The organism is Gluconobacter sp. DsW_056 (assembly GCF_002153595.1).
In the GTDB taxonomy this organism is placed as follows: domain Bacteria; phylum Pseudomonadota; class Alphaproteobacteria; order Acetobacterales; family Acetobacteraceae; genus Gluconobacter; species Gluconobacter albidus.
In genome coordinates, this window is the sequence record NZ_JOPF01000026.1 from 23,693 (window position 1) to 47,930 (window position 24,238).

Here is a 24,238-nt window from a genome sequence, read left to right on the forward strand (position 1 = left end):
CATGATTTTGTCTCTCATTCAGCGGCAGCGTTTCCTGATCTTTGGTCTGATTTTCGCCTTGCTGATAACCGGCCTTGCCTGTGTTGAAAAATTGCCTGTCGAACCCGTGCCTGACATTTCCCCCCGGCAGGTCATGGTTACAGTCACCGCCCCCGGTCTCGCAACCGAAGAGGTGGAAAAACTGATTACGTTTCCGGTCGAAACCGCACTAACCGCGATGCCAGGTCTTCAGGACCTGAGATCGGTTTCCCGAACGGGCGTCTGTGTTGTTTATCTGCAATTCGATGATGCGACAGATATTGATCTGGATCGCACGCGTGTGGCGGAGCGACTACAAGCTGCCCGTGAAAACGTCGCTGTACCCAATGTCAGTGTTCAGATGGGGCCACGGACGACGGGAATGGGGGAGATCATGCAGTTCCAGCTCAAGGGACCAGCATACTCTCTTATGGATCTGAACCGGATCATGCGATGGACGGTTGCACCGGCCATCAAACTTCTTCCGGGCATTGCTGAAGTCAACATCAATGGTGGCGCCGAACAGACATTCCAGGTCACTCTCGATCCTCTCCGTTTGAGAACTTATGGCGTTACGGTGGCCGACGTTGCTCAGGCCGTTGATCGCAACAACAGTTCCGCTGGTGGGGGCTGGATTGCTCATCAGGCCGAACAGCAGGTGATTGTCGGACGGGCGCTGGTTGGTACTCTGGATGATTTCGGTCTGATACCTGTCCGGATCGGTCAGAATGGACAGGTCATCCGGATCCGCGATGTCGGGAGCGTCGGTCTGGGACCGCGAACCCGCCTTGGCGCGGCAACACGGGATGGACAGGGAGAGATCGTTCTTGGGGCGGTCATGATGCAGGACGGCGCAAGTTCGAACGCCGTTCTGGGAGAGATTCACAACGCACTTCCCTCAATCCGCAAGGCTCTTCCGGCTGGTGTGGTCCTTGAACCTTACTACATGCGTTCAACCCTGACAGAAGAAACGATTTCTACCGTGAAGGAAAACCTCCTGATCGGCGCAGGTCTGGTACTCGTGGTCCTGATTGTCGTCCTGGGGGACTGGCGCGCCTCTCTGGTGATCGCCTCTGCCATTCCTGCTGCGCTGCTCTCTGCGTTTATCGGAATGCGGGTCTTCGGTGTCTCCGCCAACCTCCTGAGCCTGGGGGCTATTGATTTCGGCATGATTGTCGACAGCTCTCTTGTTGTTGTCGAACACTTCATGACATTGCGTGCAAATGGCAGTTCCGAGCGTTCAACCCGCGAGACTGCAATCGAGGCTGCCCGTGCCGTTATCAGGCCGGTGACGTTTTCCATCTTTGTTATCATCATGGTTTATCTGCCCATCCTCACGCTTGAGGATATTGAAGGCAAGATGTTCCGCCCTATGGCCCAAACGGTCGTGATGGCGTTGCTTGCATCGCTTGTCTATTGCTTCGTGTGTATTCCTGTCCTGGCCGCAATATTTCTGCGAACAGTTCCACTGGAGCAGGAAACATGGTTCGTGCGCCATGCGCGGCGTTATTACGAACCGATGCTGTCCTGGAGCGAGAGGCATTTTCGTCCGGTTCTCATCATAACCATCGGCATTTTTCTTTTTTCTGTCGGTCTTGCGACACGCCTGGGCGGAGAATTTGTTCCAACACTTGAGGAAGGATCTCTGACGACCACCGTCACGCGTTGGCCAAGCGCCTCCCTCCCGACCGTTATTGAGGAAATTGGCAAGCAGGAACGGATCATCAGGTCCTTCCCGGAAGTTCAGACCGTCGTCTCCAATATCGGAACACCCGCTGTTCCAACTGATCCGATGGGTCCTAATGAATCCGACAGTTTCATCATTCTCAAACCCCGTTCGCAATGGACAACGGGTCGAACACAGGCGGAATTGCTGCAGGCAATGTCTGATGAACTTCAGAAAAAATTGCCCAGTGCAAATTACGAATGGTCGCAGCCCATACAAATGAGAATGGATGAACTGCTGTCTGGAGTACGCACCCAGATTGCCATCTCGATTTATGGGAATGATCTCGAAGAACTCTCAAGGCTTGCCGACCACGTTACGCAGGTCGTCTCCAGTGTTCCTGGAGCGGCGGACGTCGCTCCTCAGGGCGACGGAACGGTTCCCTTCATGCACATTGATGTGGATCGGGACACAGCCGCACGGCGCGGTGTCCTTGTGTCAGATGTCCTTGACCAGATTACTGCAATAGGCGGCCTGATCGGGAAGCCCGTCGTTCTGGGAAATGCGATCATTCCGACTCAAATTCGTCTTGACCCTGCGTCAACGCTCTCTGTCGCCGCGATTGGTAATCTGCCCATACGGAGACTGGATGGTCGGGGATGGGTTCTTCTGTCGGATGTTGCTCGTCTTCAGGTTGTCGACGGCCCTTCGCGCATTGACCGGGATCGTCTGCAAAGACGCGTGATCATTCAGGCAAATGTGCGGGGACGCGATATCGGTTCTTTTGTCGCGGATGCCCAGAAGGCGGTCGCACGTGAGGTCAAACTACCGCCCGGATATGATCTGGCCTGGGCAGGTCAGTTCCAGAACATGAATTCAGCCATGAAGCGACTGGGGTTTGTTGTACCGGTTGCGCTCCTGATCATCCTGGCACTTCTGGTTGTCGCTCTGGGATCATTCAAGGCAGCGGCACTTGTTTTCGTGAATCTTCCCATCGCTGCGACCGGAGGCGTTATCGCACTGACCTTGAGAGGGTTGCCTTTCAGTATCGCAGCGAGCATCGGGTTCATTGCGCTTTTCGGTGTCGCCATCCTGAATGGCGTCGTACTGGTCAGTCAGATCAAGACCTTTGAGGAGGCTGGCCGCGATGCGGCTGCAGCAGCATTCGAAGCAGCCCGTTCGCGATTTCGGCCTGTTATTGCAACAGCGAGCGTTGCCAGTCTCGGTTTTTTCCCAATGGCGTTTTCAGGAAGTATGGGCGCTGAAGTCGAGCGACCGTTAGCTACTGTCGTCATTGGTGGGCTTGTAACATCGACGCTGTTGACCCTGCTGGTGCTGCCAACACTCTATGCTCGGCTGTTTCGGGCTTGAAAGTATGTTTGACCCGGAGGTTATAATGTCTGCTTTCGGGACGAAGAAATAGCGATCCACCGTCTGGAATGAGGCGTAAGCAGCCGTCAATCGTGCAATTCTCGGACGCTTACTCTCTCCCCCTCTGCTTTCTTCATCTTCCTTCTCAAAACTCTGCGCTCCTGGCGCGCTTTCCTCCTTTTCTTTTCGCTTGCCTTCCACCAGCCCCGCAGGACATCACGCAGTTCCGGGCACTGTGCGCTGATCTGCCCATAGGACTGACGCCGGAACCGGGCGACGCCACCGAAGCGGTCGATCCCGGTCAGCAGGGTGCTCCTGCCGATCTCCGGATAGAAGATCACGCCAACGCCATCCTGCGCATCTGGTGTTGAGGGCAATCGAAGGAAAAGGGTAGCGAAGGCGTCCGTTGTCTCAACCCATCGCGGCACCGGTCCTGCCAGTTGGCGCAAAGGCATCAGGTCAAAGTGGGGACAGTTCTCGGCTATGGCAGTCGCGAGAGGCGGAGACCTGTGCCAGAAGCTGGCGCTACATCCCGGCCAGTCTTTTGTGGCGTCAGTCGGAAAGAGGATTCCGAAGACTGTGATGAGATCCGCTTCATAGACAAGCTCGCCGCCCTGCCATTTGGCAAAGGCCGGATCATCGAAGCAGTCGAAATACTCCATTCCCCGGATGCTGACGTCTGGATATTCGTCAGACAACCCCAGCCCATGACCAAGAAATGAGGTCCCGATCCCGCTTTCGAGGGTCATCACGAGTGTTGTTTCATCCTCCCACGTCATGTGTTCGGGTGCGCAGGTCCGGTAGGCGCGCTCTCTGGCGATCTGGCGCAAACGGTCCTGTGGGCCGGTGAGCGTGAAGACTGTTATGACGGGAGTAGCCATGGAGAACATCCTTTTTCATTTTCTGGATGCTTTCCTGCCGGCGCAGACGGCTGGCCGGGACAATGGCGCGCCCTCCAGGGCGCGGGCCGCGTGCGGCCGGACCATTGTGGCGGCCAGACGGCCTGTGGCTGGCCCCGTTTCTCTTCTGACCCTCCCGGCCTCCCGCTGGCGGGGATCTCATTTTGCCTTGAGCACTGGCCCATGGGGCTCAGAGCGCCCCGACTGCCGTTCGACAACCATATTCCATCCCGGAGTGCCTCAGTTCAGAGACGAGGAGGCTCATGACTGTGAAGGCGTTGCCCGCTCAGGGCAGGAAACTCTAGAAATCATACAGTCATATGCCGGGGACATCAGTGCGATGTTTAAAGGGACACTTGCCAGATAGAAGGAGCTCCAGCACCAAATGACGACGTTGTCCAGAATTGTCCTCGACACCACGAACATGATGCTCAAGATCCATGCAGCCTACCGACATGATGACATCTGACTGACGCCCTCCAGAAGGACGTCAGTTATCCAACCTCGTATTTCAGACCGGTTGAGCGCCTCAAATCGGTCCTCGACCCTACGGCAGCTGGCGCCCGGACAATGCTACATCCGCCTGAACATAGAGTGCCTCAATCACGCACAGACCCTCCTCTTTCCGCTTTTCTGTAAAGAGGCGGTCTGCAACGTCAGCGAGAAGCTTCAGGCGCTCCGTGCAAGACGGGGCGGTGTGAGCTGCGGGCGGAAGAGTAAGAGGCATCATGGTGTCTCGTTTCGAATTTTGAGGCTACGAGATGTTACGGGGGACTGGCCGGGGACGGGCTGATACCCGTGAACGGGCTGCGCAACCCCACGACGGATGGTTAGCAAATCATCAAAGAAGGTAAGCGCATGCCCCACCAGATCGGGATCAAACGCGCCGCCCGCATGCTCCTGAAGAAAGGCCTTCACCTGACGCGGCGACCATCCTGCCTTGTAGGATCGGGTAGAAAGCAGGGAATCAATTACATCGGCGAGGCCGATGATGCGCGCAGCCAGAGGGATGGATTTTCCCTTCATTCCGAACGGATAGCCGTCACCGTCGTAACGCTCATGATGCAGGAGGACAGCCTCATGAACGACAGTCGGAATATCTTCGGACAGATGAAACAGCGCTCCGAGACCAAGGGATGGATGCTGTCGCATCACCAGCGTCTGACGGGCATTGAACACGCCCTGATGATGTAAAAGGCTGTCCGGCAGGAGCAGTTTGCCCGCATCGTGCAGTCGGCCTGCCAGTTCAAGGGAGCTGGACGAAAGTCCACTCCCTGCCAGATGGCCGAGCAGACCAGCGAGGCGCCCGACCCTCTGCCCATGTCCGTCGTCACCCTGAGCAATCTGTGCCAGGAGCGAAGTAAGAGGCGGACCCTGCCGCTGATAGGACGCAGGCAGTCTCACGACCTCTTTCAAAAGTGTCTGCAGTTCAGGCATTTTCCCTCTGCCGGTTGTGTAGGATCACTTTAGGAGCGGCCAATGTGAGTCCGATTATCCCGGATGGATCATGCTGCGGACGAGGCCGCCAAGTGCCATGGCAATGCACGCAACGAAGAGTTTGATCCGCGCCTTGGGGCCATAACCATGGCCGGACACCATCCCTGCGGTTCTTTCAGCGACTTTCGTAAGACCGACAGTGCCAAAGGCCAGAGCCATCCACTGCCAGAACGAAAGCGTCAGAACGGGCTGACCCAGCCCGGACATGCGCCAGGCCCCCTGCCCTGCAAACTGGTCCAGACCGAAAAATCCATCGGCCGCATTCACCAGAAGGAAGAGACTGACCCCTGCCAGGAACCTGACACCCGACGCGCGACGAAGAACTGTTTCAGCAGGGCGGGCCTGCCCCACCGTCGACCGGTATCGGACACGGGCAATCAGGGTCGGGGTCCAGTCCGCCGAAAAAAGGGGCATAGTCAGAACCCCACCGGCAAAAGACGAAACACAGAGAGCACCAGGCCAAGTCCGGCAAACATTATGCCGCGCCTGCGCTCAAACCCGTAGTCGCGGCCATTGTCCCCGATCTCGGGAGCTCCCGGCCCTATCATCGTTGCCAGGCAACCGGCGACGATGAAGACCGGCCCCATGACGGCACCAAACCGGGGGATGACGAAAGCGAAGAGGAGAAGTCCCACACTTGGCCAGCAAACAAGGATATCCCCGGCTGTCTCTGCGAGACGATGGCGCAGCGGCGTATCCTGCATCGTGTCAGAACCCCAGCGCACGGCGGTAAATGTCCAAAAGAGTTTCCTGTTCCTCGACCTCTGAAGGATCCTGCTTGCGCAACCGGATGATCATCCGAATAACCTTGACATCGAAGCCGGCTGATTTGGCTTCGGAGTAGATGTCCTTGATGTCACCACTCAGCGCCTTGCGCTCTTCTTCGAGGCGTTCGACCCGCTCGATGATGGATCGCAGTCGATCGGCTGCGATGCCGCCTGCGACAGCACCCTGATTGTCCTGAGAGCCATCGGGGAAGGATACGCGTTGCAACATGATTAACCTTTCAGAAATCGGGTGAGAAGCAGATGGGAGGCAAGGGGCGGAGCAACTCGCGATGACCATCCGCCAGGGCTTCGAGCCAGCGGGACTGCCGCTCCGGGAGATATCCCTGTTCCTCAAGGACGCGACGAAGGGCGGTTCGATGTTCACCGAGGCGCTCTGCAAGTGTGCGTTCAGACCAGCCAATGGTCAGAAGGGCGCTGGTCATCGCGTAACCATTCAGGGGAGGCCTGTTGCCTACGGGCGGAACGGCCCGTGCCAGCGGATGGCTCAGACGGCGATGCAGCATCCCAAGGGCCGCGAGCCACTTGAGAAACTCCGGGTCAGGAATACCCTGCCCCGATTGCCAGCGCAGGATCCGGTCCTTTGAGACGCCGGAGCGACGGGACGCCTGACGCACCCCCCATCCGATTGCCGAGAGCTCACCGGAGATCGACAGCGCTGCACGCCGGTGCCCCGGACGAACGGACCGTGAATCCACATGTCCTGCCCGTGGTTGCCCACAGCGCTGTCCACTGGTTTGGGGGATAACCCGCAAACGCAAGGCCTCGGTCATGCGTCAGCCATGCCGAGCGATGTCGGTGAACGTCCTGTCCTGCGCACCCTGCCGGATGTGTTTGGCCATATGTGGCGAAACGATCCGATAGCGGTTAGGTCGGCGCGGATCCAGTCGTTCTTCGATCAATCCCGCCTTTTCCAGGGCTGCAAGGGACTCCCGGACCTGACCAATGGCAAGGCCGAGCCATGTCGCAATTTCACCGGCTGTTTCGTGTTCGGTCAGAGAAGCAAAAACAAGATCCTCGATCGGCGACGTCTTGACGGTTCGTGTCGCCGGCATCCAGGGCACCCGGGCATAGACACTATGACCGAGGGCCGCGATTTCACCGGCCTGGGCCAGCGTCGTCAGCGCCATCGGCAATGCGCCAGCCTGTTCCGGAGTCAGGTTCGCGCGGAGTTCGAGCACATTATATGGCCCCCGGTTGAGGCAGGTCCGGACATGTTGAAGCACGGACTGATAGACTTCACGCTGCGTCTCCGCCTTGAGCTTGCGAAAGACCCGCGCCTTGGGTTGATGACCTCCAAATTTCACTGTGATGCCCCGTCGTCCATAGCCACGCGGTCACTATGCGTAAGGCTGTTGTGAGTGTGGTCAGGCGACGTCACCATTGGCCTGCCGCTCGCGTGCAGTCATAGGCTTTCTGGAGATTGACCAGTCCGATAGCGATCCAGAGCGGCACGAAGACAACGACATACCAGCGCGGCATGAAAGCCTTCGTCTTCCACAGGCGCATGATGTCGACGAACAGAACGGTAATGCCCAGGGAGAACAGGATCGCCTGCGCAAGCATGGTCCAGACCATCTGGATGTCGAAAGGAAAAACAAGCCAGCCAAAGCCGAGGAGCATGGTCGCGAGGACGCCAACGCCCCCGAGCAGCCAGGGGGACGATAGAGAGAGAGAAAGGGACGATTTGGGCAGATCTGACTGCCCAATGGAAAGTGTGTGCTCGGTCATACCGCGCAGTATGATGACAGCGTTTGTGAGTGCGGTTCAGGACATGGGCCGAGAGTGAATTGAGGCTACGAACGGGACCTGGCTCCCTGATGACGCTCACTCGATCTACCGGCTGACTGGGGAGGGCGACGTTGAGGCAAAAGAACTGAAAATCCGCATCTTGATCTGATCCAGGAGGTCTAGAAGACACACAAGCCTGTAACATCCTAACCGCGTGGACGAGCTGAACCATCGCCCAGGACATCTCCACGTATATTGGCGATTACGTTGCCACCATGATCAGCGGGCACTGTCTTGCCAGCGCAGACATCAAACAACCACAATGAGCCGTGATGCTACTTAAACGAGAATGAAGCGTGATCGAAATCGGCCGTCTGATCCTAACAAGAATCTTTCTTTAATGATTATCTTTATTTAAGAATCTAAAGGATAAGTTTCCAGTCCTCACTTCTTGAGAACATAATCGCAAGCATTCTAGTTGATGTGGTATCTCACGATATGGTCAATAAAAAACCTTCCGACACTTCTACGCGAATGGGTTCCGAATTTATTTTTGAAAATCTTGGCTGGCCGGGCACCCAGCACGAATTAAGTTTCTGCCTGCAGACTCCAGACTGCACCAAAACAGATGCAGAGCGGCTGCAGGACAACACGGAAAGGCCATTTGAAGTCACCGCTCTCTTGTCTAAATCCCCGTTCTCCGCAGGAAGTCTAAAAACAAAATACGACGCGACGGACGGCAACTCCTATTTTACGTTTTTGTCACCTCGAATGACTGTCGATACCCCATGGGGCGCCGTCAACGTCTACAAAAACGAGTCTGACGAAGCGTCAATGATATCAATGAAGGTGCAGGCCCATACGGCTAGGAATGCGCTCGATAGTATGCAGTTAGCAGCCTCGGCTGTACTTGATTATTGGTCGTTTGAATCCGCAGTTCCGGCTTACATCATGCATTTTCGTGCACACGACATTACAAACGAAGTCGAAGTATTCCGAGTGTCAGCACCGTTCCGAGTCAAGCCGATCGGCGCAGACGATACGGAAATGCCAACCCCTTTAAGGCCAGTTCTTGCGCTGTATCGGGAGGGACTAGGCTCAGGGAGCCCTGTGTATAAGTTTTTTTGCTTCTACAAAATATTGGAAGGCTATTTTAAGCGGTTAAAACCTGAACTAGCCACGTTATTCAGAGAATCTGATATTGCCTATCCTGGTCTCAAGGAGGTTGTACCGACCTTCGATGATCTTGACCCAATATTTAGCCATTATATAGGGAAAAATATTAAGCAGTTTTTTGATAAAGTATTAACTAAGCAATTTCGTGACGCCGTCGCTCACTTCGAGAAAGACGGATGCAGTCCACTTCTTATGAATACGCCTGATAATACCATCGGATTTCACCAGGTCTCTACCGCCGCAGAAATTTGCGCACGTACTGTTATTCAATCCTACCATGAGGTATTTTTTATTGGCAGGGACGCTGGATTAGATATTAATTCTCTTATTCCACTACAAAAACAGTAAAAGTGATAATCGGAATTATTTCCCGTCCGTGACGGACAGAGTGATTTGAAAATCAAAACCCCATCGCCTCTCTCTGAGCCTGCCGATTGAAACCCGTTCCCCGTTGGAACGCGGGACGGCGCTTGAGATCCCGTCCCCAGCCGTCCCGCCGCGCCTGAAGCGGGATCTCGTCAATAAAACAGCTCGGATTGGCCTGCTCTCCTCGACGAAACTCGCACCAGGACACACTGACGCGCTGGCGGCCGCGCGTCAGTGCGACATAGGCCAGTCGGCGTTCCTCTGCCGGGTCAATGTTCGTGCGCGACGGAAACAGCGTATCTTCCCAACCGATCAGAAAGACATGCCCGAACTCCAAGCCTTTTGAGCCATGAATGGTCATCAGCTTGACCCGGCCGACACTGTCATCATCCCGGCTCTCCGAACCGAGGGCCGCATGGTCGAACAGCTCCTCCACCGAGCTGAACTCGTTGGCGAGCGACAGAAGCTCATGCAGGTTTTCCAGTGCCGTGCGCCCGTCCTCCCCGGCCGCCTGATGCATCGCGAGATATCCGCTCTCTTCGACCAGAGCCCTCAGACGTTCACCCAGACTTGGTTCGTCGCTGCGTGCCCCTTTCAGAATGACGTCCAGGAAGCCGCGCAGCTTGTCGGCAGCCTTTCCAGTGCGTCCCTGCACCGTGCGCTCGGCTGCATCATAAAGCGAGATCGCCTCCTCGTCCGCGACCTGCTCGAATTTCGCCATAGCCTTTGCTCCGATCCCCCGGGTCGGCTGATTGACGATCCGCCGAAAGGCTTCGTCTGACTGCCGCTCATACGGAAAACATGTCAGACGCAGGAAGGCGAGCGCGTCCTTCACGACCGCGCGCTGCCAGAAAGCGGTATCATTGACCAGCTCATACGGGATCTTCGCACGCAGCAGAGACTCTTCCAGCAACCGGGAGAGATGGTTGAACCGATACAGCACCGCCATGTCCTCATAAGGCACGCCTTCCAGGGCACGACGTCCGATCTCGGCCGCAATCCCGGAGGCCTCATCCTGACTGCCGGTATGCCGCAGAATATCCACTGGCTCGCCATCTCCAGACGCGGTATAAAGCGTCTTCTCCAGACGGCTCGTGTCATGAGAGATGACCGCATTGGCTGCGGACAGGATATGACCGGTCGAGCGGAAGTTCTGCTCCAGGGCAATCAGACGTCCGGTCGGAAATTCCTTGAGAAAGCTTCGGATAATCCGGACATTGGCCCCACGCCAGCCGTAAATTGACTGCGCATCGTCACCCACAACGAAGAGCTCGTTGTGGTCTTTGGACAGGCATTTCAGCCAGAGAAACTGGAGCCGGTTCACGTCCTGGAACTCATCGGCCAGCACGCAGTCAAACCGGCCCGCCCAGTCGCGCCTGTAGCGTTCATCGCGCAGCATGGTCACGGTAGGCCATAGCAGTAGGTCTGCAAAATCCGCGCGATTGCTTTCGCGCAGCATCGCCTGATACGCAGGATAGAGCACGGCCGCATCCCGCCAGACCATGATGTCATCACCCTCAGTAATGGCATCCGTCGCAATCCGTCCCTCGACCCAGGTGACGGCGTCCGGGGGAAGCACCATGTTTTCCTTGAGCATGGCAATGCGCGAGCTGACGGACTTCACACGCTTGCGGAATGTCTCTCCATCGTCAGCATTCATGACGCCTGCTTCAATCGCCTTTTCCAGAAGGCGGCGCACGATCTTGGTACTGTCTTCGCTGTCACAGACGTCGAAGCCCGGACGCAGCCCGGCAATATCCGGATCGGTGCGCAGCTGGCGGCGCCCGTGCGCATGGAAGGTCCCCACCCAGTACGGCGCCTGCGCGATGTTCAGCGCCGCCGCGATCCGCGTCTTCATCTCCCCGGCCGCCTTGTTGGTGAACGTCACGGCCAGAATGCGATCCGGGGCCATGCGACGCTTGACGACACGATCGACGATCCCAGCCACCAGCGTCTTGGTCTTGCCAGTCCCGGCACCTGCAAGAACAACAACGGGCCCCGTCTGACGTGCGGCCTCTGCCTGGGAGAAAGTCAGTCCGGAGAGATGATTATCCACGACCACGTCCCTGCTCCCGGGTGCCATGAAGAACTTCGCACCGGCTCGCACGGCGGCCATCGAGGCTCAGGACCATGTCCGGCTCCACCATCAGATCAAACTCACGCCCGAAGTCCCACGTGCCGTCTGCCAGAACCGTTCCCCCGACGATGAGGCCGCGCAACACGTCGCCACCGAATGCGACCTCGGCGTAGGTCTGCGGAAAGGGCGGCTGATTGTGCAGCAGGGCCCAGGTATGCCAGACGCGGGTCGTCTCGGCGTCGGCATGCCAGGCGGCGGTCAGTTCTGCGACATGTCCCAAGAGTGTTACGGCATCCGGACGGTCAGGATGACGCGTGCTTCCGGGAACGGTGCCGATCAGAACAAGCTGCTGCTCTCCCGCCTGACAGGTCAGGAACCTGCTGCTTCCGGTCGGAGACTGAACGAACAGGACGACGCGTCCGGGGAGATCCCAGCCTGCTGCACTCCAGCGTCCGCCAACAACGAGACCCTGGCTCCGTTCCCCCTCAGGACCGTATTCCACCAGAGCCCAGGGAATGCGACATCCGAGGTCTGGCATCAGGCGCAGATAATGGTCCGCGTCCGGGTGCGCCAGAAAGGCCGCTCTCAGGGCGTCATTTTTTTCGTGGCCGGGAAACAGAGCCTCCATTTCCCGTCGTGCCTTGTCATTTGTCATCAGTCTCTCCTCAGGCAGCGCGGGCGGCGGCCACAACAGTCTTCAGGGCGTCGTTGAAATCTTTGCAGCCCCCGTGGGGAATACGGCGGATCACACGGACACCGGCTTCACGGCCCAGCTCTGCCAGGCGCGCGGCATAGCGGTTGCCGGCGTCATCATTATCGGTTGCGGCCACCAGAACGGCTGCCGGATCTTTTGCCATCTCAGTCAGTTCGGCTGTGAGGGCTTCGACCGTCTCCGGTCCCATGCCACCTGCGGTCGAGCAGTACAGGGTTTCGCGCGTGCGCTCACTATCGAGAGCAGCATAGGACAGGGCATCAATGGCGGATTCACTCACCACCAGACGGCGGACCGTGCGCGCGAGGCCGGGCTGAAACCGGAACAGCGTTTTGACCGTACCCGACAGACACATGCCCTTGGTGTCCGGACCACGTAGTTCCGCACCACAAATGGTCCCCCTGGCATCGCGGTGGCAGAACCAGGCGGCGTGATAGCCGTCCCGGATGCAGCCGGTCATGATGGCCCGACGCAGAACCCACTCCGGAAGGCCGCGCTCCTCTGTAAGGTACGCCCACACCTTTGTGCCGGATGTCAGTTCCTTCTTGCCATGCCAGCGCTCGGCCGGGGCAACGTCTGGCGTTTTGGCCTGACGCTCACGGACATATTCTGCCCCCTTCGGCGCAATGCCCACCAGCTGTCCCAGCGCAGTGCAGGCCTCATGAAACTTCAGACCGGGTGTCAGGCGCTGGATCAGGGAGAACACATCCCCTTTTTCGTCCGATCCCGTGTCCCACCAGCCGCGGCCTTCATGGTTGACAATGATCGTCTCACCCTTGCCCGCCCGGTACTTCAGAGCGTTGCGCGTGCTTTCGGGCTTGTCGAGAAGATAGCCATGGCGCTCAAGCAGCAGAGCACAGGAGACACCTTTGACGATGTCGGTCCGGTCACTATCAGACAGTCTGAACGGCTCAAAGCGTGCCATGATCGTCATCCTTTTCGTTTCGGGACGGCGCAACGGTCAGAACCGGCCTCAACGCCCCTGTCATCTGGGTTTAATTTAGGAAAAATCCGCAAATATTGCAAGTAAAAACGGCTGTTTTCTGCGGTTTTATAGGGTTTTATTTGCCGTAACCTTGCACCACACAAACATCATCTCCACAAACTTAACGAATACTTAAACAAGCCTTTCGTTCGACCCGTGCCGGAGGCAAAAGGGGCGAAAGCAAGCGCAGCGACGCCTTTCGTCCCGACGCTTTCAGGTCCGTCACAAACGCAGCGCAGGACAGGATGCCTTCTCAGGGGACCCGGCTGCACGGAGCAACCGAAGGGCGCGGAGGAAGCTGGGGTGGAAGGTCGTCTTGTCCGGAGTGAGGCTTGTGGCACTCCAGACCTTTCCCGTCAGAAGCTCCCAAGCCGTCAGGCACAGTTCCGATCCGTGAAGGGACTGGGCATCACGCTCATCTGCTGTGCGCTCCGCACCCGCTCGGGAAGATGGGCCGATCCCTCGAGCTCGCAGGCAATGGCATCAACCTGAGCCTTCAACGCCTGAATATCCTGCAGGCCGATGCGGTCCCTGCGGATTTCAAGGCGCCCGTACACGGCTATGCGTTCCTCCCCGTTCTCGATCGTCAGATCATCAATCTGAACGCTTTCGCCGGCGTCCAGAAAAGGAATGAAGCTCATGGCATGATCTCCAGCACAGGACTGCCAACGGCAGGTCGGATGCGAACAGTATAAGGACTTTTCAGAGGATGAGGCAGCGTCATGGCAGTCTGACGGATCTCATCGGGAAGAGAGGGGAACGGATCCACACCCGTTGCCTGGGTCAACGCGCCGATGCTGATGATCGTACAGGTCGGCTGGCTGCTGTTTTGGCAGTAATACGCGCCCGCTCCGTCTTCGGCGGGGTCGTAAACAGCCTTCCACGTCGCCACCGGCACAAAGACCTGATGTGCACCAATGGTATTTACCGAAGCTCCGAAAGCCGGTCCCGTGACGACATAAAGTTCTCCATCTCGTCGTGCGAGACGACGCACAGCCATTTCCACGCCTGTCCAGATGCCTTCGTTCAACTCAGGCGTCTGGGGGACAACATTGGCGAGCGAAAAACTCTGCTCCTGCGCCTGCAGAGTGGGCTCGTCAGCAGAGCACACCATATGGCCCCGGTCGTAGTCCGATCTACGGTAATCACTCAGCTCGGCCCGGTCTTCAAAAGACAGACGCGGATCGGCATGAAAAAACCGGACGACCCGCCCAATCTGCATGCTGCGCTCCAGATCTTCCTCGGTCAGGTGCTCGGCCGTCCATAACGGGCCATGACTGATGCCCGAATGCAGCACAGCAAAAGCGTCATTGCACAACAGCACGGTCTTCTGCCCAAGCGCTGCGTTAGTCAGAACCGGGAGCTGATTATCTCCTCCAAAAGCGGAGCACTCTGCAGCCGCCGCGTGGGTTATGCCTGCCCATAGCAGGCTCGCCAGGGTCAGCCCTGTCATCGGCAGTCGCATGGCCCATCCTTTTCTTCCCGAAGGCTTCTGTCTCACGGCGCAGGATGGCACGGCCTGTTGTGAGTGCAGGATCGCGCCCGTCAATGGGAGACACTCATAAGTGTGCGCTGCGCTGAACGATGGGCAGCGCTGGCATCACGACGCAATGCGGCGCGTAACGCCGCTCCAAGACGATCATCATTCGCGTCGTCAGCGAGATGATCTGCTTCCGCGTAAAAGCGCCGTGCGCGGCCAATGGTCTGGCCTGTTGAAACCGCCCTGTGAAAGACAGGCGCTTCAAGTACGGGAAGAAAACTGGACGCGGGCGTATCGCTCTGGACCTGCATGGTGCGGTTCCTTTCTATTTGTTTGCCGGATGCGGGCCGCACTGCGGCCCAGATATTCGTGGAGGAAGGAGGAGATCGGGAGGCCTGGTCTCAGTCCCCGGTCCGAGGCAGGGGAGCGCGCTTCACGGCCATCCCATCACTTGCAAAACAGAGCATTCCGTTGTGCCGGTAATGATTGCGTCGCACCTTGCGGTACACGCCTGACAACTCCGCACCGCCTATGCAAAACGTCTCGTCAATCTGGAGGTCTGCGAACAGAACCGTGTCCGGTCCGAAGACTTCTGCCTTTTTTCGGGCTGCTGTCAGATCCGTTTTCCTGCGCTTGGACATACTCTGCCTCTCTCGGATTATTTCGTTCCCGATCGGCAGCCTCGTGGGGCGGACGGCGTGGCAAGGGCGGCGCTATGCGCCGGGAGCGGAGCGACGCACCCTTGCTGCGACGCCTGCCCCATGAGAGCCCCTTCCCTCCCTCCTCTTTCTCCTTCCCGCGCGTCTCCTTTCAGCCCCCAAGAGGTTTTCGCGAGGGCCTAATAAGGCCAGTATCTCATTGTTTTTGTTGACTTTTATTTATGGTGCGCTTTACGCTTGCACCACAACAAAAGGAGGACGCCGATGAGTGCACAGACAGATCAGACCGCCACGGTGATCCGCTTTCCACAGGAGCGGCGTCGCGCGCCAACCCTGGACGCGCTGACCGACGCAATCCTGCCCGAGACGCAGTTGCGGTCGCTTGCAGAAATCCGCGGCGTGACACCGCCCCGACAGGTTGAGCGCCTCCACGCGTTCGGACGTGAGAGAGCGCGACAGATTTTTGGAGCCACGGCGTTGCCCGAAACCCGCGAGGCCCGTCAGCACATGGCGTCTGACTGGCTGACCCTTCTGGTCAGTCGGGCCCTGGCCCGGGTTGCCGACGCACGATCTCTCACGGAACAGGCGGAGCGCCGCGAGATCGAAGATCCGCAACGCGACGGCATCTATGACGATCTTGCGCAGTCACTGCGCGCCGAGATCGTCGCCTGGGAGACGGCCCAGAATATTCTCGGCGGATGGGAGGTCGTCCAGGCACTGATTGACGATCCGGACTCCTGCGCCGTCACAGACAGCGCAGCGTGTCAGAGCAGACCCATCTGAACAGGCTGCTGCCGGGACAGAGGTGCAGATAGCGCCGGAGCCAGTGAAATGCGGCCTGCATGATCGGCCGGCACGCCGTGACGGTCGAGCAATCTGCGCAACAGCGCCTGTTCGCCCCGGAGCGTTTCCTGCCGCAGTTCAGCGCGATACAGGTCAAGCACCTGATGCTCGACCAGAAGTGCCGCGATCCGGCTTTCCACGTCTGACCAGGTCCAGGCGGGATCGCCGATCCCGCCGCGCGCGACGATCTGATCGAGGAAGGCGAGACGCCCCTGCGTCGAGCAGAAATACCGTCCCGCAAAGCCGTCCCGGTTAAAGCAGGCGATAAACCCCCACATCTGGCTGACGCGCTGGTACAGCGCCTTGCTGAACCCCTCCTCCGGCAATCCTTTCGCAACAAAGGCGAGGATTGCATTGGCCAGTTTGGCTTTCTCCTGCGGTGAACTCCACTGAGTGGCCGTCAGGCCCTCGGCCTCAATGCGGACGCGCCGCAGGTGTGGCAACAGCAGGCTCATACGTGAGCCTCCTGTGCGAGCGCGGAGAGCGCCTCCGCGACCGCGCCTGCCAGTTCGGGTCGGCGCGCGATCAGCCAGCCCGTCAGGGCGGTACGATCCGCCGCGTCGACAAGGGAGACGACGCGATCGACATCGCAGCGCCGCAGCTGCTCCACGCTGTCAGCAGCCACGGCAACGGCCGAGGCCCAGATCTGATCGCGGGACCACGGACCCGCAGACACCGTTTCAGGCGTAGCATCGGACATTCTTCTTCTCCTGAAAGATTTCGAGGACCCTTGGTCAGGCCAGGAATTCGAGTGTTTCCGGAGTGATGTTCATGCGCAGTGTGTCGCCTGACGCCTGCTTGAGAGCCTGCCGCACAAGCGCTGCGTCCAGGAACTCGCATCCGTCATCCCCGCCAAAAGCCTGGCGTTTCACGTCATGAGCCCTGCCCGCGTTCTGTTCCGGGTCCGCTTCGCGCGCATACGCGCACAGATTGGGCTTCTGACCGTCATCGGACGGCAGAAGGGGAAGCCCGTTCGACATCATGTAGATCCCGTGATCGCCAACCAGCCACAGACCCGCAGAGATCTTTGTGGGATCGACGTCTTCCTGAAGGCCCCATTCACGCGCGCCATGCCCGGGCTTGCGCAGGCTTTTGTCAAAGAGCTGGGTCAGCGTGGCGCGGCGCTCGGACGCGGTCTCGGCATGGGCAAGAAGGCGCTCGATCAGCGCGCGGTCGAAAGTCACGATCATGGGTCATTTTCCTTTGATCAGAAATGAAAAAACCCCGCTCGATGGCGGGGCTCTGGGACGTTCGGAGGTGAAAAAGCTCAGCCCTGACTGTGGCTGCGATGGGCGGCGGAGGCGAGGTAATGATGGGGCACCGGGCCAGCCAGAAAGCTCGGCAGGCACGTAAAGGCGAAGACCAGGGCGAGAAAACCGAAGAACCCACCGGCCAGTCCGGCAACGTCCTTGATGTCCTGAAGGGTCTGTTGGGAAATCTGCATGAAAGGTCACTCCTGTTGCCGTCATCTCTTTTCTCTGATGACCTCTCCGGCACAGGCACAGGATGGCTGTGATGGCACAGGCGCCGCGCAGCGGCGGGATCTCCACGACCCGGAGCCCGTCAGGGCGAGGACGCGTGGAGACCCACCCTTTGCCAGCGCAGACAGCCTGTGCTGCCCCTCTCTCCTTCTGCTTCTTTTCCTCTTTCTTCTTCCTGCTCTCCCTCCACCCGGCTCACGCGGGTGACGATACGCGGTTCAGATGTGTCCATTTTGGCGCGCGGATTTCTCCTGCCCGGCCTCATCCACCAGCTGATAGGCCGTCAGGGTCATGTGGCCTGTCCAGCGATGCCTCAGGACGATCATGGGAACACCCTCGACCGTGCCATGCTCCCCGCGGCGACTGGCCTCGACGATCTGGGCGCGCGTGACGCGCGGCGGCTGCGTCCGGGTTCGGAAATCCGTCTCGGCCGCCTGTCGATCCGAATAGGGGCCGTGCCAGAGCTGGGCGGCTTCTTTCGGCCAGAACGACGTCACGCGCAGATAGACGCGCCCATCCGGTGCCACGCCAAGATGGACCCTGCGACGATCCAGAAGACAGGTCTCGATCTGGAGAAGGTTTTCATCGACCATGGAAAACTCGCTCGTCTTTTGAACTGTTGGATCTGGCAGGGGAGACATCATTCGCTCCCCTGCATTGGCCTCAGGCGGCCAGCTGATCCGCGAGCGAAGCTGCGATCAGGACGGCGGCGGCCAGGGCAGGATGCTGGTGGGCGCGATAGCGCGACACCAGAGTGTCCCGGGTCTCGTTGCCCAAAGCAGCCGCAGGCGCGCCAATGGTCTCGAGACTGGCGGCGACTTCCGCGGCCCACCCCTTGAAGCCGAGATGGCCGTCCTCAGACAGGCGTTCGGCCTCGGTGAGCGAGACCTCGCGCGGCTCTGCAGCGTCCATGCGGAATGGCGTGTAGCGTGCTCCCCATGAGGCCACACCTGGCGTGCCCTCGTGAGGTACCGGATCTGCAATCGTGGTCTCGAGCCATTCGGAGGTGCCAAGCTCCTCTGAATCATAAGCCGCGTCGAAGCCGCGCGGCTTGCGGCTGCCACGATTGACCGTGATCATGATCTTGAAGGACTTGCCGGGATGCTGAAGCGCTGTGTCGCGGCCGAAGCTCAGAATGAGTGGCTTGAGGCCATCCACCGACTTCGCCTCGACGGTGCGGCGTTCACCCAGATGGGACATGAGCGCCATCGTGGTGCTGGTGAAATAGCCCTCACGCTTTGCGGTGGCGGGCGTAGCACTGAGCGTAAAGAAAGCCATGTCGATCTCCTGATATGACAAAGGCCGCCTCGCGGCGGCCTGAAGAACTGTGAAGGGGTGAGGTAGGGTCAGAAGACGTATTCGGCGCTGCCAAAGACGTCCTGCCAGGGGCTCCGGCTTTTCGAGTGGCAATCCGACGCCGCATCATAGAACCCCGATCTGAACCGCTTTCTGATGTCGTCAACAGTCTTCTGCGCCGCATCGTCCAGCGGGGCATCGCAGCCGATCAAGACGGACCCGTAGGAGGATTTGCGCACCCGGAATTTGTGTTTTGGCAGGGCGGCTTTCAGCAGACGGCGGATGTTCTTTCCTGCCAGCACGCCGCTCTGGTCCGATCCCTGCTCCAGATGGGCGTATTCAGGAGCGGTGCGCAGACGCTCGATTTCGGCCGCATGCGCCGCCTCAGCCTGATCTTTCTGTGCCTGCTTTTCAGCGCGGCACGCTTCGGCATGAGCGTGCAGCTGCGCAATTTCCTCAGGGCTGGCCTTGGGCTCGTCGTGGAAGATCGTCCACTGCACACCATGCAGAATGCTCTCGGGCAGCTTCTTGCTGATACTCCCGCAGGCAAAGACGATATCAAAGCTGGCATTGCCTCCCGCGGCGATGAAGCCGCCAGCAAGGCGTCTGATTGTCTCGGGACGAGGCGTGCCATGGACCGCAGACACGACGCCCCGGCCTCTGTTGTACAGGATGGTGCTGACGCGGGTGCCTACGGTGACAGTCGGGTGTTCGGACATGCTGATCTCCTTCTCTTCATGTCTCTTCAACTGTCCTCTCCGGGGTCAGGGCCTGACTGGCGGGGCAAGGGCGACGCGTCAGCGGCGGTCCCGCAGGCGTTAGCCGAGGACACCACCCCTTGCGGCGACAGACAGGCTCTGGCACCCCGCCCTTCTCTCCTCCTGTCGTCTCTTTTCTCGTCTTGTTTCCTTGCGCGGGCTGTCCTGCCCTGTGGAACAAGGCTGCGTCTCACCGCATGAAAAAGGGCGGAGCCATGCTGACTCCGCCCTTGAAAATCGCAACCGGTTCGTCCAAGTTCAGAGGTGAGCCGTGAGGGGCTTCGCAAAAAACACCTCACGGCCCGGTTTACCTTAAGTGATTTACTCGGAGAGGCTCTTCAGTGCGGTGGCAACCGCCTGAAGGGTCTTCTTCGTTTTACGAAGGATCTTCGTAAACCACTTACGGTCCACCACGATCACGAAGATCATGGCTTCCCCTTTCACTCTGACGACTGTGGGCAAGCGACCCCCGACCCACATCCGGTTACGATTTTCGGGGGCCGCGACGTCTGAACCGTAACCTGAACAGACGTTTCGTCGCGCGGACTCATCAGGCGACCCCAATCTCCTGTTGTGCCAGATCAGGCGTTACGCGCAAGTCTGGCCCGGAACGTGGCCGCAATCGCGTTGCCTCAGACCCGAAGGATCTCCAGCCGCCCTCCCATGGCAGCCTGCATGGCCACCAGTTCCTGCGGCACCACGAGGTCCGGGGCTTCTGTGGGCTCATCCTCCGTGACGTGCGGATCGCCAGCGTCTTCTCCGCCCTCGTCCATCACGTTTTCCAGATCCTCCGGATCAGCGCACTCCAGACCGTCTTCATCCTCGTCTTCCAGATTGTCTTTCAGGGCGGCCCATTTCGCGCGGCGGGCCTGCCTGTTTCGAACCTCCTCGGTCCAGACGCCAGTCGCCTGCGCAAAACCTGCGGCCTCCGGGACCCAGTGTCCGTCTCCCACGGCATTCAGTAGGGCAGCGCGCATCTCCTTGCCCGTGTTGAGTGGCGCGAGCCCATGCGCCTGAACCGCCTTGGTGATGCCGGGCTTGCTGTAGGTCTTCAAGAACGCCTCATCAGCCATGGTCGGCATGTGGGCGTCCGCGTTGAACAGACAGCCCAGCAGTTCGGCTGCCATGCCGGAGCCGGAGTGCATACTGACCTCGCAGTTCATGAAGCCCGCGAGGCTATCCAGCGCGTGCCGACGGATCAGCGCTTCATCACGCACCAGCTCGCCTTCTGGAAACAGCACTTCCATGGCAGTCTTCACCGCGTTCTCATAAGGCGACCGGCCTGAAGAGCCGTAAATATGGACGTTGTTCGCATTCAGAGCGAGCAACAGTCCGGCCACCAGATCCCACGGATCCGCGTCTTCGCTTTTCGCCGTCAGCGCCTTCTTCAGCGCGAGGGTCCGCACAGAGCCAATCATCTTCAGACCCGTACCCGAGATGTCAGCGCGCTCCTTCTTTGGGGGTGGCGTCTGCTCCACCACCCGCGGCTCGGAGCGGAGTGTTTCTTCACCTGTGTAGCGGAACGTCTGCTCTTCGATCTTCAACGTGTTCGGATTGAGCCAGTAGCCGGCGACATCGGTGTCCTGCTCGCCCATCCATCGCGTGACGAAGTTGTAGCCTTCTGGTCGAAGCGGAGACCCATACTCGCCTGTCTCGAGCGCGAGCGTTCCTTCGGGGCGATGCTCGGCGATCCAGTCTTCCTGCGCCGCCCGAAACGCCGAGGCATCCGTGACGTAGCGATTGTCCTCATCGCCCTGCCCGAACAGATCTTCGATCCAGACGATGCCATGCTTTTGCGCCAGCGCATCGTCAAACCGGGCATCACGCGCATACCATTCGTCCTGCTGCAGGTGCCAGGTAAAGTCGCGCCAGTTCACGGTATCATCCGGATCGTCGGCATTGAGACGATATCCGGCCGGGTCCTCTCCCTCCTCGACGCTCTCGGCGAACATTTCAGCCCAGGCGGCGGCCTGATCCTCCAGCGACGAAAGGGCCAGAGTCCGACGCTCTTTCAGGTCCGGGCCACGGCCAATCTCGATGGCGTGCAGGATCGGCGGATGCAGTCTGGCCAGAAGAGAGAGGCCCTTGAGATAGGCAGGCGTGATCATCAGCGCCATGCACAGCTGCTGATCCGTATAGCCAAGCTCTTCGCGCATCCGGGTCACGGCACGCCACTGGTCCGGCTCGGTCATGCCCTCGCGGATCATGTTCTCACTGGCCGCCGCCAGATCCTCCAGACCATTGTCGATCTTTGTGACATGGACCTGAATTTCCGTCAGACCGGCATAAATTGCTGCTTCCGTGCGTCGGTGGCCCGCGATGATCATCAGGCTGCCGTCCCCGCGCTCACGCACGCGTGGCGGATGAACAAGCCCGACTGCGCGGATATTCAGCGCCAGCTGACGAATGCTCGCCTGACCGGGCTTCGTCTGACGGGGATTGTTCGGGTTCGCGATCAGGGTGTTGGGATCGACAAGGCGCAGTTCGTCCATGATGGGCTCCAGTGATGTCGTAAGGGTGTCGTGGTGGGAAATCAGGCGATCAGGCTGTGCGCGAGGTGGGAGACCACACGCTCGATGTGCTCGACCTCCAGCTGTCGCGTTGCCAGCGTCAGCGTGGCCGTGCCGTAAGACCCGTCTTCGTCGGTGTCGTAATCGGCCTGCACGCGCCGGATAACAGTTTCGACGCAGTGCCAGACCACAAGGTCAAAGCTGTTCGGAAACAGAGGGGCAATCGTCTGGTCAGGTCCAAGCGCTGCAACGGCCTTCTCCAGGGACAGGTCTTCGAACAGATCCGGGCTGTCGTCCGCCGTCACATGAAGTGTTGTCCACCAGCCTTCTTTGGCTTCGTACTCAACTTTGACCGTCTTCACGCCATGCGTCCGCATCGCCTCAAAGATCAGCGCCAGATTTGCTCTTAGAGCCACTTCGGCCGCGGGTTGTCCTGCCGGGTCTGACACGCCGCTCTCCTTTTTTCTGTTGTGATGTTCTCGGCGCGGGCACAGGGCGTGGCTTCGCGCAAGGCCGCGCGTCAGCGCGCCCGGCCTGAGCCTTGCGCGGAGCCGCGACCTGTGGCGGCTCCCTCTCTCATTTTTCGTTTCTTTTCCCGTCGCCTTCTCTCTGTCCTGAGACAGGCACGGCGGTGGCGGTTCAGTCGTAAAACGTCAGCATCTCGTCGATCGGCCCGTCTCGATCGAAGTGGATGTAGTGGCAATCCTGCCCCCGGGCCTGAGCCATCAGGGCGGCCAGTTCCGGAGACACGTCCTGCGGCACGTCCTCCGCCTCGGTGGGAACATAAATCATCCAGCCATAAGGGCCGCCGAGGCAGCTTCGTCCTGCTGTGCCCTCGCTGCTGAGATAAAGCTCGCACGCATCACGCTCTGCGACCGGAAGATGCCCGGTACTGAGATCCAGGTGCCGGCAGACGACGCCTGCGGTTGACGGTTTGGCCTTGCTCATGCCTGCCCCTCGGGTCTGACAATGAACGACGTCAGACAACTGCCCCCGGTCCAGCGATCCATGGTCAGCATCATCTCGACGCCCTCAAGAGTCTGGGCAATAGTCCCATTCAGGCGGCCCCGTTGCAGATCCTTCGGCGTAATTACGGGCGGCGCGTTGCGGTCCACGAAATCGGCTTCTGCGCAGGTCGCATCTTTATATGGCCCGTGCCAGTCATTCCCGTTGACGGGATAGCTGTCCACGGTGCGCAGAAGGGCCTCACCATTCGGATAGGTGAAAATCTCCACGTTCACACCGCACAGAACCTTGGAAATGATGGCCTTGTCCTTTCGGCTCATGCCGCGCGCTCCACGAATGGGGTCAGACCTTTCATGATGGAGTGGCGCTCATGACACGGTCCATGGACTGTTGCCCGGTTATAGACAGGCGCGTCGTCCAGATTGGAGTATGCCAGAAAGATGGCCGCATCCTTCGGGTCACGCAGCAGGTTCAGCCAGGACCACACCGGGGTTTCGCCTGTCATCTCCGGAGCCTTGATGGTGGACAGCTCGTCCACACGCTTCTGGAGCCACGCTGAAACCGGCCCCTTGCGGAGCGCGAATTTTCCCGTGCAGGTCATGCCTCGATCAAGAAGCGCCTGCGCGGCTACGGCATCCCGCAAAACAGTCCGGCACTTGCGAATATAGGTTTCTGCCTGCGTCTCACTGGCACCGGAGAAGCGCATTCCGCCGCCCTCACAGGAGGCAGCGTACTGCACCACCTGACGCATGATCTCCCAGCTCTGTCCCGCGCCAATCAGGGACCAGCTTCTCGCGCGGAGCGACCCACGGCCCTCGTAGACATTATTATCGCCACCCAACTCCATCAGCAGATACTGATCGGCATAAAAGCTGCTATCGGCAACATGAGGGCGCAGGGTTTCTGCGGGAAGTCGCACGGCGGCGAGGTCATAGACGATACGATAGGACATGCTCTCTTCC

31 protein-coding genes are annotated in these 24,238 nt (G+C 59.2%); 3 read left to right on the plus strand and 28 right to left on the minus strand.

Going from position 1 to position 24,238, the window contains the following annotated elements:
- Window position 1: 1 nt before the first annotated feature.
- On the plus strand, window positions 2-3,055 hold the full coding sequence (locus tag HK22_RS14030) for an efflux RND transporter permease subunit (RefSeq protein ID WP_062493647.1): 3,054 nt from the start codon (window positions 2-4) through the stop codon (window positions 3,053-3,055).
- Between the two features lie 86 nt (window positions 3,056-3,141).
- On the opposite strand, the gene HK22_RS14035 is transcribed toward HK22_RS14030, so the two are convergent.
- From HK22_RS14035 to HK22_RS14080, 8 genes are all read right to left on the minus strand, one after another.
- Entirely contained in the window at window positions 3,142-3,936 is a 795-nt protein-coding gene (locus HK22_RS14035) for a hypothetical protein (RefSeq protein WP_233142696.1), read from the minus strand.
- A gap of 744 nt (window positions 3,937-4,680) precedes the next feature.
- Window positions 4,681-5,391 (minus strand): HD-GYP domain-containing protein, encoded by a 711-nt coding sequence (locus tag HK22_RS14050; protein ID WP_086649731.1) that lies wholly within the window; start codon window positions 5,389-5,391, stop codon window positions 4,681-4,683.
- 54 nt (window positions 5,392-5,445) lie between these two features.
- On the minus strand, window positions 5,446-5,865 hold the full coding sequence (locus HK22_RS14055; protein WP_086649732.1) for a hypothetical protein: 420 nt from the start codon (window positions 5,863-5,865) through the stop codon (window positions 5,446-5,448).
- 2 nt (window positions 5,866-5,867) lie between these two features.
- Complete coding sequence (locus HK22_RS14060; protein WP_086649733.1) at window positions 5,868-6,176, minus strand: hypothetical protein; 309 nt, start codon at window positions 6,174-6,176, stop codon at window positions 5,868-5,870.
- Window positions 6,160-6,447 carry a DUF2312 domain-containing protein gene (locus HK22_RS14065; RefSeq protein ID WP_086649734.1) on the minus strand — a complete coding sequence of 96 codons (288 nt, stop codon included), beginning with the start codon at window positions 6,445-6,447 and terminating at the stop codon, window positions 6,160-6,162. Before HK22_RS14065 ends, HK22_RS14060 begins: the two co-directional genes overlap by 17 nt.
- A gap of 10 nt (window positions 6,448-6,457) precedes the next feature.
- Window positions 6,458-6,934 carry a transcriptional regulator gene (locus tag HK22_RS14070; protein WP_086649735.1) on the minus strand — a complete coding sequence of 159 codons (477 nt, stop codon included), beginning with the start codon at window positions 6,932-6,934 and terminating at the stop codon, window positions 6,458-6,460.
- Window positions 6,935-7,012: 78 nt separating this feature from the next.
- Window positions 7,013-7,543 (minus strand): hypothetical protein, encoded by a 531-nt coding sequence (locus HK22_RS14075; RefSeq protein ID WP_086649736.1) that lies wholly within the window; start codon window positions 7,541-7,543, stop codon window positions 7,013-7,015.
- Window positions 7,544-7,613: 70 nt separating this feature from the next.
- Window positions 7,614-7,967 (minus strand): hypothetical protein, encoded by a 354-nt coding sequence (locus tag HK22_RS14080; protein WP_086649737.1) that lies wholly within the window; start codon window positions 7,965-7,967, stop codon window positions 7,614-7,616.
- A gap of 498 nt (window positions 7,968-8,465) precedes the next feature.
- Between HK22_RS14080 and mauJ the strand changes: the two genes are divergently transcribed.
- Entirely contained in the window at window positions 8,466-9,491 is a 1,026-nt protein-coding gene (gene mauJ / locus HK22_RS14085; RefSeq protein WP_143412434.1) for a methylamine utilization protein MauJ, read from the plus strand.
- 52 nt (window positions 9,492-9,543) lie between these two features.
- On the opposite strand, the gene HK22_RS14090 is transcribed toward mauJ, so the two are convergent.
- The 7 genes from HK22_RS14090 to HK22_RS14120 all read right to left on the minus strand — a co-directional run bounded on the left by HK22_RS14090 (window position 9,544) and on the right by HK22_RS14120 (window position 15,404).
- The gene (locus tag HK22_RS14090; RefSeq protein ID WP_233142698.1) at window positions 9,544-11,625 is read right to left on the minus strand and encodes an ATP-dependent helicase; all 2,082 of its coding nucleotides are present in this window, start codon (window positions 11,623-11,625) and stop codon (window positions 9,544-9,546) included.
- A complete protein-coding gene (locus HK22_RS14095) occupies window positions 11,558-12,241 on the minus strand; it encodes a hypothetical protein (RefSeq protein ID WP_086649760.1) in 684 nt (227 codons plus the stop codon). Before HK22_RS14095 ends, HK22_RS14090 begins: the two co-directional genes overlap by 68 nt.
- Before the next feature lie 10 nt (window positions 12,242-12,251).
- A complete protein-coding gene (locus HK22_RS14100; protein WP_167383469.1) occupies window positions 12,252-13,223 on the minus strand; it encodes a DUF3991 and toprim domain-containing protein in 972 nt (323 codons plus the stop codon).
- A 434-nt stretch (window positions 13,224-13,657) separates the two neighbouring features.
- A complete protein-coding gene (locus HK22_RS14105; protein WP_086649740.1) occupies window positions 13,658-13,924 on the minus strand; it encodes a hypothetical protein in 267 nt (88 codons plus the stop codon).
- Window positions 13,921-14,748, minus strand: a complete 828-nt coding sequence (locus HK22_RS14110; RefSeq protein ID WP_086649741.1) for a DNA/RNA non-specific endonuclease — start codon at window positions 14,746-14,748, stop codon at window positions 13,921-13,923. Before HK22_RS14110 ends, HK22_RS14105 begins: the two co-directional genes overlap by 4 nt.
- A gap of 80 nt (window positions 14,749-14,828) precedes the next feature.
- Window positions 14,829-15,074 (minus strand): hypothetical protein, encoded by a 246-nt coding sequence (locus tag HK22_RS14115; RefSeq protein ID WP_086649742.1) that lies wholly within the window; start codon window positions 15,072-15,074, stop codon window positions 14,829-14,831.
- 90 nt (window positions 15,075-15,164) lie between these two features.
- On the minus strand, window positions 15,165-15,404 hold the full coding sequence (locus HK22_RS14120) for a hypothetical protein (protein ID WP_086649743.1): 240 nt from the start codon (window positions 15,402-15,404) through the stop codon (window positions 15,165-15,167).
- Window positions 15,405-15,686: 282 nt separating this feature from the next.
- Here HK22_RS14120 and HK22_RS14125 point away from each other — a divergent pair, with 282 nt between their 5' ends.
- The gene (locus HK22_RS14125) at window positions 15,687-16,205 is read left to right on the plus strand and encodes a hypothetical protein (protein ID WP_086649744.1); all 519 of its coding nucleotides are present in this window, start codon (window positions 15,687-15,689) and stop codon (window positions 16,203-16,205) included.
- Here HK22_RS14125 and HK22_RS14130 read toward each other — a convergent pair.
- The 13 genes from HK22_RS14130 to HK22_RS14180 all read right to left on the minus strand — a co-directional run bounded on the left by HK22_RS14130 (window position 16,187) and on the right by HK22_RS14180 (window position 24,228).
- On the minus strand, window positions 16,187-16,720 hold the full coding sequence (locus HK22_RS14130; RefSeq protein ID WP_086649745.1) for a hypothetical protein: 534 nt from the start codon (window positions 16,718-16,720) through the stop codon (window positions 16,187-16,189). The genes HK22_RS14125 and HK22_RS14130 overlap by 19 nt on opposite strands.
- Window positions 16,717-16,965 carry a hypothetical protein gene (locus HK22_RS14135; RefSeq protein WP_086649746.1) on the minus strand — a complete coding sequence of 83 codons (249 nt, stop codon included), beginning with the start codon at window positions 16,963-16,965 and terminating at the stop codon, window positions 16,717-16,719. The genes HK22_RS14130 and HK22_RS14135 overlap by 4 nt, the downstream gene beginning before the upstream one ends.
- Window positions 16,966-16,999: 34 nt before the next feature.
- Window positions 17,000-17,455: a DUF3085 domain-containing protein gene (locus HK22_RS14140; protein WP_086649747.1), complete on the minus strand. Its 456-nt coding sequence runs from the start codon at window positions 17,453-17,455 to the stop codon at window positions 17,000-17,002.
- 77 nt (window positions 17,456-17,532) lie between these two features.
- Window positions 17,533-17,709, minus strand: coding sequence for a hypothetical protein (locus HK22_RS15140; RefSeq protein ID WP_158093570.1), 177 nt, complete (start codon window positions 17,707-17,709; stop codon window positions 17,533-17,535).
- A gap of 255 nt (window positions 17,710-17,964) precedes the next feature.
- The gene (locus HK22_RS14145) at window positions 17,965-18,339 is read right to left on the minus strand and encodes a hypothetical protein (RefSeq protein WP_143412435.1); all 375 of its coding nucleotides are present in this window, start codon (window positions 18,337-18,339) and stop codon (window positions 17,965-17,967) included.
- A 70-nt stretch (window positions 18,340-18,409) separates the two neighbouring features.
- Window positions 18,410-19,024 carry a hypothetical protein gene (locus HK22_RS14150; RefSeq protein ID WP_086649749.1) on the minus strand — a complete coding sequence of 205 codons (615 nt, stop codon included), beginning with the start codon at window positions 19,022-19,024 and terminating at the stop codon, window positions 18,410-18,412.
- A 68-nt stretch (window positions 19,025-19,092) separates the two neighbouring features.
- Complete coding sequence (locus HK22_RS15145) at window positions 19,093-19,761, minus strand: LPD29 domain-containing protein (RefSeq protein WP_158093571.1); 669 nt, start codon at window positions 19,759-19,761, stop codon at window positions 19,093-19,095.
- Between the two features lie 360 nt (window positions 19,762-20,121).
- Window positions 20,122-20,262 (minus strand): hypothetical protein, encoded by a 141-nt coding sequence (locus HK22_RS15150; protein ID WP_158093572.1) that lies wholly within the window; start codon window positions 20,260-20,262, stop codon window positions 20,122-20,124.
- A 170-nt stretch (window positions 20,263-20,432) separates the two neighbouring features.
- The gene (locus tag HK22_RS14160; protein WP_086649751.1) at window positions 20,433-22,292 is read right to left on the minus strand and encodes a ParB N-terminal domain-containing protein; all 1,860 of its coding nucleotides are present in this window, start codon (window positions 22,290-22,292) and stop codon (window positions 20,433-20,435) included.
- Between the two features lie 41 nt (window positions 22,293-22,333).
- A complete protein-coding gene (locus HK22_RS14165; RefSeq protein WP_086649752.1) occupies window positions 22,334-22,759 on the minus strand; it encodes a hypothetical protein in 426 nt (141 codons plus the stop codon).
- Between the two features lie 190 nt (window positions 22,760-22,949).
- On the minus strand, window positions 22,950-23,258 hold the full coding sequence (locus HK22_RS14170) for a hypothetical protein (protein ID WP_086649753.1): 309 nt from the start codon (window positions 23,256-23,258) through the stop codon (window positions 22,950-22,952).
- Window positions 23,255-23,596: a hypothetical protein gene (locus HK22_RS14175; RefSeq protein WP_062016338.1), complete on the minus strand. Its 342-nt coding sequence runs from the start codon at window positions 23,594-23,596 to the stop codon at window positions 23,255-23,257. The genes HK22_RS14170 and HK22_RS14175 overlap by 4 nt, the downstream gene beginning before the upstream one ends.
- Window positions 23,593-24,228: a hypothetical protein gene (locus HK22_RS14180; protein ID WP_086649754.1), complete on the minus strand. Its 636-nt coding sequence runs from the start codon at window positions 24,226-24,228 to the stop codon at window positions 23,593-23,595. The genes HK22_RS14175 and HK22_RS14180 overlap by 4 nt, the downstream gene beginning before the upstream one ends.
- Between the last annotated feature and the right edge of the window lie 10 nt (window positions 24,229-24,238).

What these genes read in the sequence shown, in the direction of transcription:
- HK22_RS14030 (WP_062493647.1), top strand. Translation starts at nt 2, where the DNA reads ATGATTTTGTCTCTCATTCAGCGGCAGCGTTTCCTGATCTTTGGTCTG.
- HK22_RS14035 (WP_233142696.1), bottom strand. Translation starts at nt 3,936, where the DNA reads ATGGCTACTCCCGTCATAACAGTCTTCACGCTCACCGGCCCACAGGAC.
- HK22_RS14050 (WP_086649731.1), bottom strand. Translation starts at nt 5,391, where the DNA reads ATGCCTGAACTGCAGACACTTTTGAAAGAGGTCGTGAGACTGCCTGCG.
- HK22_RS14055 (WP_086649732.1), bottom strand. Translation starts at nt 5,865, where the DNA reads ATGCCCCTTTTTTCGGCGGACTGGACCCCGACCCTGATTGCCCGTGTC.
- HK22_RS14065 (WP_086649734.1), bottom strand. Translation starts at nt 6,447, where the DNA reads ATGTTGCAACGCGTATCCTTCCCCGATGGCTCTCAGGACAATCAGGGT.
- HK22_RS14080 (WP_086649737.1), bottom strand. Translation starts at nt 7,967, where the DNA reads ATGACCGAGCACACACTTTCCATTGGGCAGTCAGATCTGCCCAAATCG.
- mauJ (WP_143412434.1), top strand. Translation starts at nt 8,466, where the DNA reads ATGGTCAATAAAAAACCTTCCGACACTTCTACGCGAATGGGTTCCGAA.
- HK22_RS14090 (WP_233142698.1), bottom strand. Translation starts at nt 11,625, where the DNA reads ATGGCCGCCGTGCGAGCCGGTGCGAAGTTCTTCATGGCACCCGGGAGC.
- HK22_RS14095 (WP_086649760.1), bottom strand. Translation starts at nt 12,241, where the DNA reads ATGACAAATGACAAGGCACGACGGGAAATGGAGGCTCTGTTTCCCGGC.
- HK22_RS14100 (WP_167383469.1), bottom strand. Translation starts at nt 13,223, where the DNA reads ATGGCACGCTTTGAGCCGTTCAGACTGTCTGATAGTGACCGGACCGAC.
- HK22_RS14105 (WP_086649740.1), bottom strand. Translation starts at nt 13,924, where the DNA reads ATGAGCTTCATTCCTTTTCTGGACGCCGGCGAAAGCGTTCAGATTGAT.
- HK22_RS14110 (WP_086649741.1), bottom strand. Translation starts at nt 14,748, where the DNA reads ATGCGACTGCCGATGACAGGGCTGACCCTGGCGAGCCTGCTATGGGCA.
- HK22_RS14115 (WP_086649742.1), bottom strand. Translation starts at nt 15,074, where the DNA reads ATGCAGGTCCAGAGCGATACGCCCGCGTCCAGTTTTCTTCCCGTACTT.
- HK22_RS14120 (WP_086649743.1), bottom strand. Translation starts at nt 15,404, where the DNA reads ATGTCCAAGCGCAGGAAAACGGATCTGACAGCAGCCCGAAAAAAGGCA.
- HK22_RS14125 (WP_086649744.1), top strand. Translation starts at nt 15,687, where the DNA reads ATGAGTGCACAGACAGATCAGACCGCCACGGTGATCCGCTTTCCACAG.
- HK22_RS14130 (WP_086649745.1), bottom strand. Translation starts at nt 16,720, where the DNA reads ATGAGCCTGCTGTTGCCACACCTGCGGCGCGTCCGCATTGAGGCCGAG.
- HK22_RS14135 (WP_086649746.1), bottom strand. Translation starts at nt 16,965, where the DNA reads ATGTCCGATGCTACGCCTGAAACGGTGTCTGCGGGTCCGTGGTCCCGC.
- HK22_RS14140 (WP_086649747.1), bottom strand. Translation starts at nt 17,455, where the DNA reads ATGATCGTGACTTTCGACCGCGCGCTGATCGAGCGCCTTCTTGCCCAT.
- HK22_RS15140 (WP_158093570.1), bottom strand. Translation starts at nt 17,709, where the DNA reads ATGCAGATTTCCCAACAGACCCTTCAGGACATCAAGGACGTTGCCGGA.
- HK22_RS14145 (WP_143412435.1), bottom strand. Translation starts at nt 18,339, where the DNA reads ATGGTCGATGAAAACCTTCTCCAGATCGAGACCTGTCTTCTGGATCGT.
- HK22_RS14150 (WP_086649749.1), bottom strand. Translation starts at nt 19,024, where the DNA reads ATGGCTTTCTTTACGCTCAGTGCTACGCCCGCCACCGCAAAGCGTGAG.
- HK22_RS15145 (WP_158093571.1), bottom strand. Translation starts at nt 19,761, where the DNA reads ATGTCCGAACACCCGACTGTCACCGTAGGCACCCGCGTCAGCACCATC.
- HK22_RS14160 (WP_086649751.1), bottom strand. Translation starts at nt 22,292, where the DNA reads ATGGACGAACTGCGCCTTGTCGATCCCAACACCCTGATCGCGAACCCG.
- HK22_RS14170 (WP_086649753.1), bottom strand. Translation starts at nt 23,258, where the DNA reads ATGAGCAAGGCCAAACCGTCAACCGCAGGCGTCGTCTGCCGGCACCTG.
- HK22_RS14175 (WP_062016338.1), bottom strand. Translation starts at nt 23,596, where the DNA reads ATGAGCCGAAAGGACAAGGCCATCATTTCCAAGGTTCTGTGCGGTGTG.
- HK22_RS14180 (WP_086649754.1), bottom strand. Translation starts at nt 24,228, where the DNA reads ATGTCCTATCGTATCGTCTATGACCTCGCCGCCGTGCGACTTCCCGCA.